We start from the raw sequence: 16,016 nt of genomic DNA on the forward strand, positions 1-16,016 counted from the left end.
GGGAATACTGGAAAGACAGTGCCAGTGACGCCTGACCAGCAGCAGAGGAGCGCGGCGATGACGATGTCCATGCTCGGCGAGGTTCGACCGGAGCACGATCGCACCGACGACGGCGATCTGGTGCTCCTGCACTATCTGCGTTCATTCCACCGGCCGGTGCTGGAGGTCTGGACGGCGGCGACCGAGCGGGCGCACCTGGCGCAGTGGCTCGGCGCGGTGACGGGCGACGCGCACACCGTGACGATCGAACCGCTGGACGGGCCGGTCGCCGGGCCGATCACCGTCCGGATCGAGCACTGCCGGGCCCCGCACGACCTGGTCGTGCGGATCGATGACTGCCTGGTGGAGGTGCGCATGACCCAGGTCGGCGTGGTCACCAATGTCGAACTGATCCGCCGCCACGTCTGCCAGCGCGACGCCGCCGCGATCGGCCCGCGCTGGCAGTACCTGCTCGATCGGCTGACCGCCCACCTGAACCAGCAGCCGCTGCCGCGCTGGGACGGCTACCCGAATCTGGCCGACGAATACCGTTGAGCGACTCAGAAGAAGAATCCGGCGATCCCCCAGCCGGGCCGGGCCTGCGCCTCGCGGATCCACTCCATGCACGATTCGATGGCGGCGAGCACCTCGTGATCGACGGACTCGCGCGACTCCGGCGTGGTCGACTCCCACTGCACCAACGCTTCGGCGCATTGCTCCGGCGTCCACTCGCCGTAGCCGGGTAGCTCGTCCGGCTGGGGCAGGGCGGGCGGAAAGGCATGGTAGAGAAAGCCGGTCAGGCTGATCGCCTTGATGCCGAGCTCGGCCAGGCCCTCGTCCACCTGTTCCAGCCAGCTGCCGCGGAACGGCGAGAAGTAGCGGTTGTCCAGGAACCTGCCGTAGAACTGGCAGATCGTTTGGTAGGCATAGGCGTATTGGAATCCGTAGGCGGGATCGAACGGACCGCCGTCGATCACGGCGCGCACCGCGTCGTACCGGGCCGGCGCACCGTTCGCGATCTCCTCGGCGAACCAGTCGTCGGCGTGCGCGAGCTGGGCTTTGAAGCGACCTCCGATCATGCGCCGGAGCTTGTCGTCCCGCGACGCGATGGCGCCCCTGACCCTGTCCAGTTCGACGACGTAAACGCTCAGGCTGTAACTCATGAGCGAACATTAGCGGTGCCCACCGACACCGAACGTGCCTCCGGCCGAAGGCGTTCGGCCTACGCGGGCACCCCGGACGGATTCGGCACGAGTTCGCGCAGGTGGGATGTCAGCAGCGCGTCGACCTCCGCGGAACGTTCCAATTGGACCAGGTGTCCTGCGTCCGCGATCTTGGTCACCGCGCGCAGCTGCGGGACATGGCGGCGCAGCGTGGTCAGCGGATCGCGGCCGCTGAAACCCTCCATATCCGGGTCGCGATCGCCGTACATGAAGTAGGCGGGCACCGTGACCGACGCGTCGGCGTAGTCGGCGGTCAGCTCCCAGTTGCGGTCGAGGGCGCGGTACCAGTTGAGCCCGCCGGTGAACCCGGTGCGTTCGAAATCCTGTGCCAGGATGTCGAATTCGTCCTGCGCGAGCCAGCGCCAGGGCAGCGGCGGCGCCTCGGGCAGCACGTCGAGGTAGCCGGTGCCCTCGGCCGGGAACTGCCAGGTGTCGAGGTAGTGATAGTCGGCACTGAGCGAGAAGTACACCCTGGCCAGGAATTCCCTTGGCCGAGCGCCCAATTCCGCATCGGCCACGCCGGGTTCCTGAAAGTAGTGCAGGTGCAGGAAGTGTCGCGCGGCGGCCTTCGCCCACAGCTGCGACGGCGCGCGCGGCGGCCGCGGCGCGAACGGATTGTTCAGCACGATCACGCCGCGCACCCGCTCCGGCGCGCGCAACGCCAGCTCCCACACCAGCGCGGCCCCGAAATCCAGGCCGACGAAGACCGCCTGCTCGGCGCCGAGGTCGTCGAGCAGGCCGAGCAGATCGCCGATCACCGCCTCGTTCGTGTAGGCCGCCACGTCGGCGGGCCGGTCGGTCTGCCCGTAGCCGCGCAGATCCGGCGCGATGGCCCGATATCCCGCACCGGCCACGGCTGCCAACTGACGCCGCCAGATGAACCAGGTGTGCGGAAAGCCGTGGCAGAAGATCACCGGATACCCCGCGCCCTGCTCGGCGACGTGCATCCGGACGCCGTTGGTCGTCACGAACCGATGCGTCAACTCCACTGCCGGACCTCCAAAATCTAGAACGTGTTCCTATTTCACGGTAATGTCCCTGTCTCATGAACGGAATAGCCAAACCGCTCGACGGCCGGATCGCGGTGGTGACCGGGGCGAGCCGCGGCATCGGCAAGGGCATCGCGGTCGAACTCGGCGCCGCGGGCGCGACCGTGTACGTGACCGGGCGGTCCGACACCCCGGGCCGGCTGCCGGGCACGGTGGGCGAGACCGCCGCCGCGGTCGACGCGGCCGGCGGCGTCGGTGTCCCGTTCGTCTGCGACCACCGCGACGACGACGCGGTCCGCGGGCTGTTCGAGCAGATCCGCACGGCCCACGCCCGGCTCGATGTGCTGGTGAACAACGTCTACAACTCCCCCGCCGCGGCGCGCTGGCTCGGCAAACCGTTCTGGGAAGTACCGCCGAAGGCGTGGGACGAGACGTTCGATATCGGCGTCCGATCGCACTACGTGGCAAGCGTTTACGCGGCCCCGCTGCTGATCGCGGCGGACGGGTTGATCGTCAACATCTCCTCGCCCGGTGCCGAAAGGTACATGCACAACGCGATTTACGGCGTCGCGAAGGCCGCGCTCGACCGGTTGACCGCCGATCTGGCGCACAATCTGGCCGATACCGGCGTCACCGCGGTCTCGCTGTGGCCGGGCATCGTGGACACCGAACTGCTGCAACTGGTTCCGGCCGGTGCCGACGGACGCCGAGTGGTCACGCTGCCCGGCGAAGGCACCTTCGACCTCGCCGCGGCCGAAACCCCGCGCTTCCCCGGCCGCGCGGTGGTCGCCCTGGCCGCCGATGCCGAACGCCGCACGCGCACCGGGTCCGCTTGGCGGGTAGCCGATCTCGCGCAGGCCTACGGTTTCACCGACGTCGACGGCCGGGTGCCGCGCACGGACTGATCCGTCAGGCGACGCCGAGGAATCGTTGCACCGCCCGTGATTCGGGTTTGGTGTGCCAGGCAAGGTAGACGTGCGACGGCGGCGCGTCGGCCACGTCCAGGTAGACGACTCCGGGATGCGGGGCACGGGTGCGGGCCAGCGCGGGCACCCCGCCGATCCCCCGGTCCGCCGCGACGAGTTCGATCCACTCGTCGAAATTGCGGCAGGTGATGATCGGCCGGTCCGGGTCGCTGTCCGCCCACGAATCGGCATGTGTCGTACCGGATACCACGTTCACCACCAGCGGATAGCCCGCGAGATCGGCCCAGCGCAGTTCGGTCGCCGTCGCCAGCGGCGAGTGCGCGGCGACCGCGAGCATGCGCCGTTCCGTCGCGATCACCCGGGACGCGAGATGACCGGGCAGTTCGGTTTCCCGGCGGTAGATGGCGATATCGATGGACCTGGCGTCGAGCGCGGCCAGCGGATCGTCGATGCGGCGCAGCGCGATCCGGCCGCCGAGCGCCTCGTAGCGGCGGCGCGTCGCCGCCAGCCAGTGCGTGGGCAGCAGCCAGGCGAAACCGATTTCGACCGCGGTGCGTGAGCGCAGTTGCGCGGCAACGGTATCGACGTCGGCGAGGATGCGCCTGCTGTGCGTCAGCAGTTCGGCGCCCTCCTCGGTCAGCTCGAAGCGCCGCGAGCTGCGCTCGATCAATCGGCATTCGACAAGCCGTTCCAGCTGCTGGATGGTTCTGGTCAACGCCGGTTGGCTCAGATGCAGCCGGGCCGCGGTCCGCGTGTAGTTCCCTTCCTCGCACAGCGCGACGTACGCCCGTAGATGCCGCAGTTCCAGCTGCGAACTGCCGAGGTCACCGGCCGCACGCGCAGGCTGCGGACGCTCGACCGGCGACCCGTCGTCCCTATCCATGCGCCCAGCGTATACATGGTGCACAGAAAGCATTTCACAGGCGTCGGCACGGACCGTACGGTCAGCTGGTGACCGCAGTAATCGCGCCCGCACCGCGCCACAGCCTCGTCCCCGCGTTCGCGGCCGCCGCCGGACTCGCGGCCGCGATGGGAGTCGGCCGGTTCGTCTACACGCCCCTGCTCCCGATCATGGTGGACGCGCACCGAATCGACGCGCACGACGGCGCCGTCATCGCCACCGCCAACTACGCGGGTTATCTGCTCGGCGCTTTGCTGCTCACCCGCTGGCCGGAGCTGAACAGCCGCACCACCTTTCGCGTCTCCGCGGCGCTGCTGATCGCGAGCGAACTGCTGATGGCGATGCCCGCGCCGACGCTCTTTCCCGCGACGTTACGCCTGATCGCGGGCGTCACCAGCGCCGTCGTCTTCGTCGCGTGCGCGGGCGTGGCGGCGCGGCCGGGCAGCGCCAGGGAGGCCGCCGGGATCACCTTCTGCGGCGTCGGCTTCGGTATCGCACTCACCGGCGTGCTGGTGCTGGCGGTCCGACCGTTCCTCGGCTGGCAGGCGATGTGGCTGGTGTCGGCGGCGCTCACCGCGCTGTTGCTGCTGCCCGCCCTGCGGCTCGACATCCGGCCCGGCCATCGGGCGGGTAAGGCCGTCATCCGGTCGGTCGGCGCGTGGCGGGCGCTGCTGGTGTCGTACTTCCTGGAGGGCCTCGGCTACATCGTGATCGGAACGTTCCTGGTCGCGGCGGTCAGCGGCGAACGAGGCGAAGTGGTCGGCTCCGCGATCTGGGTGGTGGTCGGCGCGGCCGCCGTCCCCGCGACCGTGCTGTGGGGCGTGGCGGGCCGGCGCTGGTCCCCCGCCGTCGCCATGCCGATCGCACTGCTCGCCCAATGCTTTTCGGCGGTGCTACCGGCATGGACGAGCGCGGTGTGGGCCGCGGTGCTCGCGGCGGCGCTGTTCGGCGCGACGTTCCTCGGCATCGTGATGCTGGCCATGCGGATCGGCAGCGAACTGTCCGACAGCGGCGCGGCGGCTCCGCTCACGGCCGTCTACGGCGCGGGGCAGATGCTGGGTCCGCTGGTGGTGGCGCCGGTGATCGGCGACAGCTTTCCGGCCGCGTTCGTCATCGCCGCCCTCGTGCTGGCGGCTGCGACGATCGCGGCCGGTGTAGTGACTCGCCTGATCAGGCGAACTTGATCTCCAGACCGATGCCGATGATGGCGATGAACCAGACCAGGCCGGTGAAGATGGTGATGCGGTCGAGGTTCTTCTCGACGACGGTCGAGCCGGACAGGCTCGACTGCACACCGCCACCGAAAAGGCTGGACAGACCTCCACCCTTGGCGCGGTGCAACAGCACCAGCAGCACCAGCAGCACGCTGGCGATGATCAGGAGGATATCCAGGAACATCCGCATGACCGACAGTGTATGCGGTCGGGCGGATCCCACCGAATCAGGCACTCGGCAACGCTCCCCAGCGCCGTGTGCTCACCGGGCGGGCATCACCGCGACCAAGTGGGTGACCCGATCGTCGCCGACGGTGTACTTCGAAGCCGCCTGCTCGCGGAGCTGATCCTGGGCGGTGAGCCGGACCTGATGCTGATGCATGTGTTCGGCCCACGAGCGGACGACGAACGCCTCCACATAGCGGTCGAGCACGCCGACATCGCGATACAGCCGCCATTCCATCGCGCCGGTGCGCTGCCGGGACCGGCCCACGAACGCCATCGCGGTCATGAACTCCGCCACGTTCTCCGCCGGGACGTCGTAGGTGCGGAACACCATGACCGGGCCGTCGGCCGGGTCGGGTTCCACCACCAGTTGCGGTTCCGGCCAGAACGCGGACGGCGTCTGGTCCAGGTTCTCCGCGTTGTGACTGATCGGCAGCCACACCGTGCTCACCGCACACACCGCGAGCAGCGCCGCCGCGCTCACCAGCGCGAACACCGGTCCCATCGCACCGGCGAGCAAACCCCAGACCAGCGAACCCAGCGCTTGACCGCCCATGAACACCAGCAGATAGACGGACAGGCCGCGCGCCCGCACCCACCCGGGCAGCAGCAACTGCATCGTCGAATTCATCGTCGACATCGCGAGCAGCCAGGCGAAGCCGGCGAACACCAGCAGGATCAACACCACCGGCACCACATGCAGCACGGCGGTGGCCGCGGTCGCGAGACCGAACAGCACGGCCGCGGTGGTCAACCGTTGCGTGGGCGTCAGCAGGGCACGCAACCGGGTCAGGCCGACGGCGCCGAGAACCGCGCCGATACCGAGCGCGGCCAGCATCAGGCCATACCCCGACGAGGTGAGCCCGAGTTCGTCGCGCGCGATCACCGGCAGCAGCGCCCACAGCGCGCTGGCCGGGGCGATGAACAGGATCGAACGCAGCAGCACCCGGCGGATCGCGGGCGCGGCCCGGATGAACCGGGTGCCCGCCTGCAGCGCCGCGAGCGGACGCTCCGACGGCAGGCCACGATCGGTGCGCGGCCTGCGCCACACGGTCAGCACGGCCACGATCCCCGCGAACGACACCGCGTTCAACGCGAACACCAGCGTCGGCCCGGAAACCGAGACCAGCACCCCCGCCAGCGCCGGGCCCACCGCGCGCCCGATGTTGATGTTCATGCTGCCGAGCGCGGCCGCCGACGGAATCTGTTCCCGCGGAACCAGTTCCGGCTGGATCGCCTGCCACGCGGGACCGGTCAGCGCCTGCCCGCAGCCCAGCAGGAACAGCAAGGTCAGCAGCACCGCCGGGGTGGTGTGGCCGGTCGCCGTGGAGATCGCGAGCACCGTCGCCAGCAGCGCCATCGTGGACTGCGCGCCCACCAGCAACCTGCGCCGATCCACCAGATCCGCGATCACCCCGGACGGGATGGCCAGCAGCATCACCGGCAGCGTGATCGCGGTCTGCACGAACGAAACCAGCGCGGCCGCGTTCGGCTCGTCGACCAGAATCCACTGGGCGCCGACCGTCTGCATCCAGGTCCCCAAATTGGACACCAACTGCGCTATCCACAGCGCGCGATACACCTTCGACCGCATCGGCGCCCAGGTAGAGACGGTAGTAGCCACAGTGGTCACTCCCCGGAGCTTAGCGCCCTCGCCGACCGCCCTGCTCGAGCCGCGGTCGGGTCCTGTGCGCCGACCGCCGACAGCAGCACACGATCCGGACCACAGGCCCGAGCGCTCCCCGCGGTGCGATACGAGTGGACTGCGGTGCACGTCGCAGCAGCTGTACGCCGACCGTAGGTCGCCTCAATCGTGCGCTTGCCACTGCAGTCGTAACCGTCTTGGAGGACGGTAACCGAGGCCGCGGCTGGGCCGATCAGGTGAGGTCGCCGGCGGCTCCGGTCTGTTCGGTTGCAGTGAGGAGGAGGGCGAGGGTCAGGACCGCGGCGCCGGCGAGGGCGCTGGGAGTGAGACGTTCGCCGAGGAGGAGGGCGGCGAGGACAGCGCCCGTGAGCGGTTCGAGCAGGGCTAGGACGGCGGCGGTGCCGGAACCTGCGGCGGGGAGGCCGCGGAAATAGAGGGTGTAGGCGATCGCGGTCGGGACCAGGCCGAGGGTGAGGACCAGGGCGAGACCCGCGACGGACGGGTGGAAGGTGAGGCCGGTCGTCACCGCCACCGGCGCGAGAAGCAGTGCGCCCGCGGTGAAGCCGAGACCCGTCGTCGTCATCGCGTCGAGGCCCGGGACGGGGCGCGTGTTGATCACGGTCACCGTCGAGAACGCGGTCGCGGCCGCGACGGCGAGGGTCGCACCGGCGAGCAGACCGGTGGCATCGACGTCATCGGACGGCACGCCGATCAGCAGCGCCAAACCCGTCAGTGCGAGGCAGATCGTGCCCGCGCGACGGCGATCCAAGCGGCGGCGGCCGGTGAGCTGTTCGAGCAGCGCGACCACCACCGGCGATGTGCCGATGGTGAGCAACGTCGCGACACTCACCGACGACGCGGCGACCGCACCGAAATAGCACGCCTGGAAGGCTGCGGCCAGCACGGCGACCGCACCGATCCGGCGCCACGCCTGCGGATTTCGCGGCCAAGGACGCCGGGTCGCCGCCAGTAGCGCGACGAGCAGCAGACCGCCGACGGCGAGCCGGCAGGTGGCGACCGCGACCGGGGACAGACCGGTGGCCCGCCCGAGCAGCGTGCCGAGCAGACCGCCGGTGCCCCAGAGCATTCCGGCGCCGACGAGATAGACCAGCCCCGAACGGCCGGCCGTGGACAGAGTTGTGGACATGAAAGTTTGCGCTCCTGCGACAGAAGGATTGGTGGTCGCTGAAGCGAGGTGCACAACGAATACCGCAGCGCTACACGCACCCTGAGGAAGCTCCGCCCGCGAGCCACGCCCACGCACCGGTGGCAACCGCAGCGGGCCGGTCCGCCCAGCCCTACCGAACGGAACCCACTACGCCGTCAACGCCGCCTGAGCCCATATCCGCAACGGTCCGCACCGACACAGTCCAAGCCGCACCGCAACCCGCCGCCACTCGCATCTCGAACCAGATGCAAGGCACGAGCTGCCGAGGCCGAACGAAGTCACGCCTGCCCTGCACAGCCGAACCGATATCGGAACAACAACGAGCACAGCAGAACTCAGTCCCCTGTCGACCGCCCGGACGCAACAAACACCGCCACGTGCAGCACGAGCACTGCCGAACGGCGCTCTCGCCAGTCACGCATGGGACGGGCGAACGCGGGGGTACGCAGAACAGACGCAGCCGGACGAAGTCCGCCCTTAGACGCGCATGGCCGGAGCGAATGCGGAGGTACGCAGAGCAGACGCAGCCGGACGTAGTCCGTCGTTAGACGCGCATGGCCGGAGCGGATGCGGAGGTACGCAGAGCAGACGCAGCCGGACGAAGTCCGTCGTTAGACGCGCATGGCCGGAGCGAATGCGGAGGTACGCAGAACAGACGCAGCCGGACGAAGTCCGTCCTTTGACGCGCATGGCCGGAGCGAATGCGGAGGTACGCCTACACCTCGCTAGGAGGCGGGCGGCGGGGATATCGGGAAGCATCGATGCACGAGGCCGATCCTAACGCCCACCACCGCGCGGCGTCGCCCCGGTATTTCCGACGGCACCTGCCACTGCCTGCGCACGCCGAATCAGCACGCGGGCCCAGCGAGCAGCACGGTCGAAGCCGAGCGTTCCGCACCGGTGAGGGCGCGGCGCAAGTGCGAACTCCATCCAGCCCATCGCGGGGCTCTAAGGTCTGGCCCGGCAGCGACCAGCGCAACCCGCGCTGGAGAGCACCGGCGTCGCAGCGGCTACGCGGGAACCCGCACTGCACTGCAACAGCAATGGCAAGCCCATATTTCCCGCACCTGCGCTGACTCACACGCGCACCGAAGCGCATCTCCTTCACGACTCGAGCCCCTGGAGGTCTGGGTCGGCGGCGATGCGGGCGGCGGTTTGGGGGTCGGGTGGGTAGGGGGTGGCTCGGGTGATCCATTCGCGGCGGAGTTCGGGGAGGGTGACCTGGAGTTGGTCGCGGGCCCAGGTGCGGCGGCCGGTCCAGTCCATTCGGTCGGGTCCGTCGGTGAAGCCCATGGTGTGGGCGAGGTAGTCGTTCCAGGCGCCGTATGAGGTGACGAGCGTGAACCGTTCGGGCACAGCCAGTTTCAGCAGCCAGCGGCCGTGTGCCCATTCATGGTCGCCGAGCAGGAGATTCGCGGTGGTCCGCACCGTGGCAGCGCGCCACGCCCGGCCGGGCCAGCACCACACCGGCGGGGCCGCGGCGCAATCCATTCCGCGCCTTGTCATCTCGGCCGTCATCGCCCGGAACGCGGTGTGCCAGTTCGGCGTGACGAGGTCCCAGCGCGCCCGATACCCGCCGTTCGCGCGCACGGCCGCAACAACTTCGGGCGCCTGCAGCGTCCACAGTCGCATGGCCCTAGGACTCGCCGGGTTCGACCGACTCGGCGTACATATGCAGCATGTCCTCCAGCAGCGCGAGGACCGCGTCGTCGACCTCGGGTTTCGGATACACCCCCCGGACCACGGCCTGACCCGAGAACACATGCAGCGCAAGGTAGAACAGCGGCTCACGCACTCGTTTCGGATAGCGGCGCAGCACGCCGGTGTGCTCGACCGCGGCCACGATTTCGTCGTAGTAGGTCTCCACGGTCGGTGCGATCCGCGTCCGCAGTTCGGCGTCCGAGCGCGCCGCGAGGTAGATCTCCCGCAGCGCGTGGGTGATCTCCGACGATTGCGCGGCCCGCAGGAACCGCAGCGCGGTGGTGAGCGGATTCGTTTGGTCCTCGAGGTGTTCCATCATCACCAGAAACGCGACCCGCTGCCGGGTGACGATCTCTTCGGCGGTCCGCACGATCAGATCCAGCCTGCCGTCGAACTGACGGAACATCGCGCCGACGGAAAGCCCTGCGCGCCCGCAGATCTCCTGCACGGTGGTGCGCTGGTAGCCGACTTCGCTGATCGCGGCGATGGTCGCGTCGACGAGCTTGGCGACGGTCGCGGCCCGGCGTTCCTGCTGGGTCCTGCGCGGACGCGAGATTTCGGCGCTACCGGTCATGACTGTCCATCCTGCCCGGCGTCCAGAACGCTACCGATCGGCGGGTCGGCGTGACCGTTGACACATCGCCGCACCGCCCTCTACAGTCGACGCGCCAGTTAGGAAACGATTGCTCTCTTTATGCCCGAGAGCCGTGTCTCGCAACGTTGCGTTGAGGTCTAGGAGTTCGAATGAAGATGGGCACCGTCGGGCGCACCAAGAAAGTGGTCGCTCACACCTGCCTTGCTCTGACCGCGGGGCTGACCCTCGCGGTGTGCCCGGCGCTGGGCGCCGCGGCGCTCGCGGATCCGGTGCCGGTCGCACCCCCGCTCCCCTTTCCCCTTCCCCCGGCCCCGCCGTACTTGGATCCGGGCTTCTACAACCCGGATCCGGCCAGGGTGGCCGCGGCCCAGCCCGGTGAGATCCTCGGCGCCCGGCAGGTGAACCTCGCCAATTTCTTCCTGATCCCGCTGAATGTGCGGGCGTGGCAGCTGTCGTACCGCAGCACCAACACCCGTGGTGAGGCGATTCCCGCGGTCGCCACCGTGATCGTGCCGCATCGCCCGTCGCCGACACCCGACCGCAGCCTGGTCTCGTTCCAATTCGCCGAGGACTCCCTGTCGGTGAACTGCGCGCCCTCTTACGTGCTGCAGATGGGCTCGCTGCCCAACCCGACCAATACCGTGATCGGGTTGGAATTCATCGAGGTCCAGGCCATGCTGCAACTCGGGCACGCCGTGGTGGTGCCCGATCACCAGGGCCCGAACGCGGCGTACGCGACCGGCCCGCTCGGCGCGCGGATCACCCTGGACGCGATCCGCGCCGCGCAGAACTTCGAGCCCGCAGGGCTGCCCGGCACGGCGACCCGCACGGCACTGTGGGGCTACTCCGGCGGCGCGATCCCGACCGCGCACGCGGCCGAACTGCAACGCGAGTACGCGCCGGAGCTGAGCCTGGTGGGCACCGCGGCCGGCGGGGTGATGGCCGATATCCGCACGGCCATCGATTACAACAACGGCACCTCCACCTTCGGCGGCGCGGTCCTCGGCGGATTGTTCGGTGTAGCAAGGGAGTATCCCGAGCTCAGCCAGTTCATCGACAAGTACATGAACCCACTCGGCAAAGCCGTGCGCGTGGTGCACGAAGGACAGTGCGTCGCACTGCAATTCGCGGGCTTCCCGTTCGTGAACATCAAGGGTTTGTTCGACTATCCCGGCGGCGATCCGTTGAGCGCACCCGAATTACAGCCCATGCTCGAAGAGATCAGCCTCGGCCGCCGTGGCACACCCGCGTCGCCGATGTACTTCTATCAGGCGCCGCTCGACGAAGTCATGCCGGTGAACGCGCTCAACAAGGTCTACGACACCTACTGCAAGGACCCGGACGCCAAGGTCGCCTACACCCGCGAGATCATCAGCGAGCACGGGATCGCGGCGGCCTCGGGCGCGGGTTCGGCCGTGATGTGGTTGCACGATCGGCTCAACGGCGTCCCGGCGCAGCAGGGTTGCACCAACCGGGACGTGCCGTTGCAGATCCTCGATCCGGGCGCGGCGGCCATGGTGGTCAACGCCCTCGGCCAGACCCTCGCCTCCGCGCTCGGCATGCCGGTCTGACCGGCCGAAACCCGGGCCGAACCGCACGACATCGGTAGCATCGCCGTCATGGCGGCTAATCTCGTGCGGTTCGGCCCGATCGTCCTGCTCGCAGTTCTCGCGATCAACGCCTGCTCGAGCGGGGATTCGAACTCTCCCGCGAACCCGCCGGATCAAACGCTGATGGGCCGCACCTTCGTCTCCACCGGGGTCGAGGGCGCACCGATACCCGGCGGCGGCCCACTCCAGCTGACCTTCAAGGACAATCGCGTCTCCGCGGACGCGGGCTGCAACACCCATTCGGGCGCGGTGGCATTGGCGGAGCAGAAGCTGATCGTGTCCAGCCTCGCGAGCACCCTGATGGCCTGCGGCGGCGACCGGCAGGGTGCCGACGAGTGGCTCAGCGGCCTGCTCAACTCCCAGCCCGCCTGGCAGCTCGACGGCCCGAAACTGACGTTGAAGAGCGACAACCTGACCGTCACCATGCTCGACAAGAAGGTCGCCGAACCCGACAAACCCTTGCGCGGCACCACCTGGATCGTCACGGCGCTGCTCACTCCGGAGGCCCAGATCCGTTCGCAGGCCATCGATGACGTGAAACCGACCCTCACCATCGCCACCGACGGCAAGGTCTCCGGCACCGCGGGCTGCAACACGATGAACGGCAGCGCCACGGGCACCGACCCCGAACTCACCTTCCGGATCGCCACCACCAGGATGGCCTGCGCGCCCGAGGTGATGGAGGTCGAGCAAGCCGTCCTGAAAGCCTTGGACGGCAAGGCGACCGCGACCGTCGACGCGAACGCCCTCACCATCAAGAACGAGAACGGCAACGGTCTGGTCCTACACGCGGAATGAGCCCCCGGAATTCGGGCCGCCCCCTGCCTGGCCGGACGCCGGTACCATCAGCTACATGTCAGCAATCCAGACCGAGGTCGGCGAGATCGAACTCCACACCACCATCGATGACCGTCTGGTGGCGGAGTTACCCGCCGGTCAACCGTCGGTAGCCGGTGCCTCGGACACCGAAAGCGAGCTCCGAGAGCTACGCGAGCAACTGATCGGCCCGCATACCCGCGGGGTGCTGACGGTGCGCAGGCAAGGCGCGGTGGTGGGCTGGACGTTGCTGGTGGACCCGGAGGATCCGGAACGGTATCTGCTCGCCGTCCCGGTGGTCGACGAGGGTGACACCGACACCTACCGCGCCATGCTGAGCGCGGCCGTCGACGCGGCCCGCTCCTCGAAACACACTGCGGTGCAATGGATCGTCCAGGATCGCGACGGTGTCGCGGTCGCGACGGACCTCGGCCTGCGCCCGCATCGGGAACTCGACTGCGAGTGGCGCGCCGAAGGCGGCGACTGGCCCGAGACCCCGGCGGCGTACGTCGAGGAACTTCCGGCCCCGCCGACCGGGGAAACGCTCGCCCGATACGCCCGCCTGTACACCGACGCGGGCCTGAGCCGCTGCGACGACACCGGCTGCACCGATCGCTGGACCGCCGAAACCGTGGGCGAACTGCTCGCCGATCGGGACGAATACCTGGAGACCACGTTCACCCTCGGCTACCTCGACGTGGACGGCACACTACGCGCCGAATCCTCGGCCGGTGTCCGCGGCGACACCGCGGTGCTGAACATCGTGCACGCGGAGGCCCTCGTGCCGGAATTGAGCGCGCTGCTGGCGAGCACCCTGCACCGCCTGCGCCGCGATCACCCCGAGGTCACGACCGCCGATCTGTCCGCCGACCCGGCCGATCAGGCGCTGCGCACCGCCCTCACCGGCACGGGATTCACCTTGCGCGGCAGCATCTCCGAGTACCGCATCCCCGTGGACTGACACCCGAAAAGGGCCGAGCACCTGCTGATGCTCGGCCCTTGCACGGTTCGAAAACCCTTACGGCAGTGGGCCGCCCGCGGCGATCGCGGACAGGGTGGCGAACTCGTCACCCTTCAGCGAGGCGCCGCCGACCAGCGCACCGTCGATATCGGTCTGCTTGATCAGCTCGCCGATGTTCTTGGCGTTGACCGAACCGCCGTAGAGCACGCGCAGGTCCGCGGCCACCTCCGCGGAGGCGAGCTCGACCAGCTCGCCACGGATGGCCCCGCACACTTCCTGCGCGTCGGCCGGGGTGGCGACCTTGCCGGTGCCGATCGCCCAGACCGGCTCGTAGGCGATGACGATCTTCGAGATCTCCTCCGCCGTCAGGCCCTTCAGCGAACCCCGCAGCTGCTCGAGGTTGTACTCGACGTGCGTCTTCGCCTCGCGCACATCCAGACCCTCACCGATGCAGACGATCGGGGTGAGTCCGTGCTTGAGCGCCTGCTTGGCCTTGGCGAGCACGGTGGCGTCGTCCTCGCCGTGGTACTGCCGCCGCTCCGAATGCCCGACCACCACATAGGTGCAACCCAGCTTCGCCAGCATGGCGCCGCTGATCTCACCGGTGTAAGCGCCGGCATCGTGCTGCGAAAGATCCTGCGCCCCATAGGTGAGCAGGAGCTTGTCGCCCTCCACCAGGGTCTGCACACTGCGCAGATCGGTGAACGGCGGCACGACGGTGACGTCGACCTTGGCGAAGTACTTCTCCGGCAGGGCGAACGCGATCTTCTGCACCAGAGCGATGGCCTCGAGGTGATTGAGGTTCATCTTCCAGTTGCCCGCGATGAGCGGCTTGCGTGCCATTGCTCAGCCCTCCAGCACTGCGATGCCCGGAAGTTCTTTGCCCTCCAGGTATTCCAGCGACGCGCCGCCGCCGGTCGAGATGTGCGAGAAGCCGTCCTCGGGCAGGCCGAGCGCGCGCACGGCCGCGGCCGAATCACCGCCGCCCACCACGGTGAACGCGCCCTTGCCGGTCGCCGTCACGATCGCCTCGGCCACCCCACGGGTGCCCGCCGCGAAGTTCTCGAACTCGAACACGCCCATCGGGCCGTTCCAGAACACCGTCTTCGCCTCGGTGAGCAGCGCCGCGAACCGATCGGTCGACTCGGGACCGATGTCCAGACCCATCCAGCCGTCCGGAATCTCGTGCGCCGGAACGACCTTCGAGTCGGCATCGGCCGCGAACCGCTCCGCCGCGACGATATCGCGCGGCAGGTGGATCACGTCGGCGTACCGTTCCAGCAGGCCCTTGCAGGTGTCGATCATCTCCTCCTGCAACAGCGAGGAACCCACCGAAAGACCCTGGGCGGCAAGGAAGGTGAAGCACATGCCGCCACCGATGACGAGCGTGTCGACCTTCGGCGCGAGCGCCTCGATCACCGCGAGCTTGTCGGAGACCTTCGAACCGCCGAGCACCACCGCGTACGGCCGCTCGGTGTCCGCGGTCAGCTTCGCGAGCACGTCCACCTCGGCGGCGACCAGCTTGCCCGCGTAATGCGGCAGCAGCTTCGCCACGTCGTAGACCGACGCCTGCTTGCGGTGCACCACGCCGAAGCCGTCGGAGACGAACGCGCCGTCGTCGCCGACCAGCTCGACCAGCGCGGCGGCCAGCTTGGCCCGGTCCGCGTCGTCCTTGCTGGTCTCGCGCGGATCGAAGCGGATGTTCTCCAGCAGCAGCACGTCGCCGTCGGTCAGCCCCTCGGAGCGCGCGAGCGCGTCCTGGCCGACCACGTCACCGGCGAGCTGGACGTTACGACCCAGCTCCTCGGCGAGCTTCGCGGCCACGGGGGCCAGCGAGAGCTTGGCGTCCGGTGCGCCCTTCGGCCGGCCGAGATGCGCGGTGAGTACCACCTTCGCACCGGCCTCGACCAGTGCCTTGATGGTGGGCACGGACGCGAGGATGCGACCGGGATCGGTGATCTGGCCGTTGTCGTCGAGGGGGACGTTCAGGTCGGAGCGCACCAGCACGCCCCGACCTTCGACACCCTCGCTCAGCAGATCGTCGAGAGTTTTGACTGCCATGG

16 protein-coding genes are annotated in these 16,016 nt (G+C 68.8%); 6 read left to right on the forward strand and 10 right to left on the reverse strand.

What is annotated here, in order from left to right; genetic code table 11:
* Positions 1–57 precede the first annotated feature (57 nt).
* On the forward strand, positions 58–534 hold the full coding sequence (locus tag NVU01S_RS28925) for an SRPBCC domain-containing protein (RefSeq protein WP_043682235.1): 477 nt from the start codon (positions 58–60) through the stop codon (positions 532–534).
* A gap of 5 nt (positions 535–539) precedes the next feature.
* Here NVU01S_RS28925 and NVU01S_RS28930 read toward each other — a convergent pair whose 3' ends face one another.
* Both NVU01S_RS28930 and NVU01S_RS28935 read right to left on the reverse strand, forming a co-directional pair.
* The gene (locus tag NVU01S_RS28930) at positions 540–1,142 is read right to left on the reverse strand and encodes a DUF7691 family protein (protein ID WP_014986401.1); all 603 of its coding nucleotides are present in this window, start codon (positions 1,140–1,142) and stop codon (positions 540–542) included.
* 59 nt (positions 1,143–1,201) lie between these two features.
* Positions 1,202–2,191, reverse strand: a complete 990-nt coding sequence (locus NVU01S_RS28935) for an alpha/beta hydrolase (RefSeq protein WP_043682233.1) — start codon at positions 2,189–2,191, stop codon at positions 1,202–1,204.
* A 56-nt stretch (positions 2,192–2,247) separates the two neighbouring features.
* Between NVU01S_RS28935 and NVU01S_RS28940 the strand changes: the two genes are divergently transcribed.
* Positions 2,248–3,096 carry an SDR family NAD(P)-dependent oxidoreductase gene (locus NVU01S_RS28940; protein WP_043682231.1) on the forward strand — a complete coding sequence of 283 codons (849 nt, stop codon included), beginning with the start codon at positions 2,248–2,250 and terminating at the stop codon, positions 3,094–3,096.
* 4 nt (positions 3,097–3,100) lie between these two features.
* Here NVU01S_RS28940 and NVU01S_RS28945 read toward each other — a convergent pair whose 3' ends face one another.
* Positions 3,101–4,000 carry a LysR family transcriptional regulator gene (locus tag NVU01S_RS28945; protein WP_052281405.1) on the reverse strand — a complete coding sequence of 300 codons (900 nt, stop codon included), beginning with the start codon at positions 3,998–4,000 and terminating at the stop codon, positions 3,101–3,103.
* Between the two features lie 68 nt (positions 4,001–4,068).
* Between NVU01S_RS28945 and NVU01S_RS28950 the strand changes: the two genes are divergently transcribed.
* On the forward strand, positions 4,069–5,202 hold the full coding sequence (locus NVU01S_RS28950; RefSeq protein WP_043682228.1) for a YbfB/YjiJ family MFS transporter: 1,134 nt from the start codon (positions 4,069–4,071) through the stop codon (positions 5,200–5,202).
* Here NVU01S_RS28950 and secG read toward each other — a convergent pair.
* The 5 genes from secG to NVU01S_RS28975 all read right to left on the reverse strand — a co-directional run bounded on the left by secG (position 5,189) and on the right by NVU01S_RS28975 (position 10,545).
* The gene (gene secG, locus NVU01S_RS28955) at positions 5,189–5,422 is read right to left on the reverse strand and encodes a preprotein translocase subunit SecG (RefSeq protein WP_043682225.1); all 234 of its coding nucleotides are present in this window, start codon (positions 5,420–5,422) and stop codon (positions 5,189–5,191) included. The genes NVU01S_RS28950 and secG overlap by 14 nt on opposite strands.
* Positions 5,423–5,494: 72 nt before the next feature.
* A complete protein-coding gene (locus NVU01S_RS28960; protein WP_043682222.1) occupies positions 5,495–7,090 on the reverse strand; it encodes an MFS transporter in 1,596 nt (531 codons plus the stop codon).
* A gap of 244 nt (positions 7,091–7,334) precedes the next feature.
* Positions 7,335–8,249: a DMT family transporter gene (locus NVU01S_RS28965; RefSeq protein ID WP_043682219.1), complete on the reverse strand. Its 915-nt coding sequence runs from the start codon at positions 8,247–8,249 to the stop codon at positions 7,335–7,337.
* A gap of 1,125 nt (positions 8,250–9,374) precedes the next feature.
* A complete protein-coding gene (locus NVU01S_RS28970) occupies positions 9,375–9,902 on the reverse strand; it encodes a hypothetical protein (protein WP_052281423.1) in 528 nt (175 codons plus the stop codon).
* Positions 9,903–9,906: 4 nt separating this feature from the next.
* Positions 9,907–10,545, reverse strand: a complete 639-nt coding sequence (locus NVU01S_RS28975; RefSeq protein WP_043682506.1) for a TetR/AcrR family transcriptional regulator — start codon at positions 10,543–10,545, stop codon at positions 9,907–9,909.
* A gap of 170 nt (positions 10,546–10,715) precedes the next feature.
* On the opposite strand from NVU01S_RS28975, the gene NVU01S_RS28980 reads away from it, so the two are divergent.
* The 3 genes from NVU01S_RS28980 to NVU01S_RS28990 are packed head-to-tail and all read left to right on the forward strand — an operon-like array spanning position 10,716 to position 13,953.
* On the forward strand, positions 10,716–12,137 hold the full coding sequence (locus tag NVU01S_RS28980) for a lipase family protein (RefSeq protein WP_043682509.1): 1,422 nt from the start codon (positions 10,716–10,718) through the stop codon (positions 12,135–12,137).
* Between the two features lie 48 nt (positions 12,138–12,185).
* Entirely contained in the window at positions 12,186–12,974 is a 789-nt protein-coding gene (locus NVU01S_RS28985) for an META domain-containing protein (RefSeq protein ID WP_052281424.1), read from the forward strand.
* A gap of 55 nt (positions 12,975–13,029) precedes the next feature.
* The gene (locus tag NVU01S_RS28990; RefSeq protein ID WP_043682513.1) at positions 13,030–13,953 is read left to right on the forward strand and encodes a hypothetical protein; all 924 of its coding nucleotides are present in this window, start codon (positions 13,030–13,032) and stop codon (positions 13,951–13,953) included.
* Between the two features lie 57 nt (positions 13,954–14,010).
* Here the strand turns inward: NVU01S_RS28990 and tpiA are convergent, their stop codons facing one another.
* The gene (gene tpiA, locus NVU01S_RS45000) at positions 14,011–14,796 is read right to left on the reverse strand and encodes a triose-phosphate isomerase (RefSeq protein WP_043682517.1); all 786 of its coding nucleotides are present in this window, start codon (positions 14,794–14,796) and stop codon (positions 14,011–14,013) included.
* Positions 14,797–14,799: 3 nt separating this feature from the next.
* Positions 14,800–16,014, reverse strand: coding sequence for a phosphoglycerate kinase (locus NVU01S_RS45005; RefSeq protein WP_043682520.1), 1,215 nt, complete (start codon positions 16,012–16,014; stop codon positions 14,800–14,802).
* Positions 16,015–16,016: the final 2 nt, after the last annotated feature.

The sequence above is a fragment of the Nocardia vulneris genome (assembly GCF_001613425.1).
GTDB lineage: Bacteria > Actinomycetota > Actinomycetes > Mycobacteriales > Mycobacteriaceae > Nocardia > Nocardia vulneris.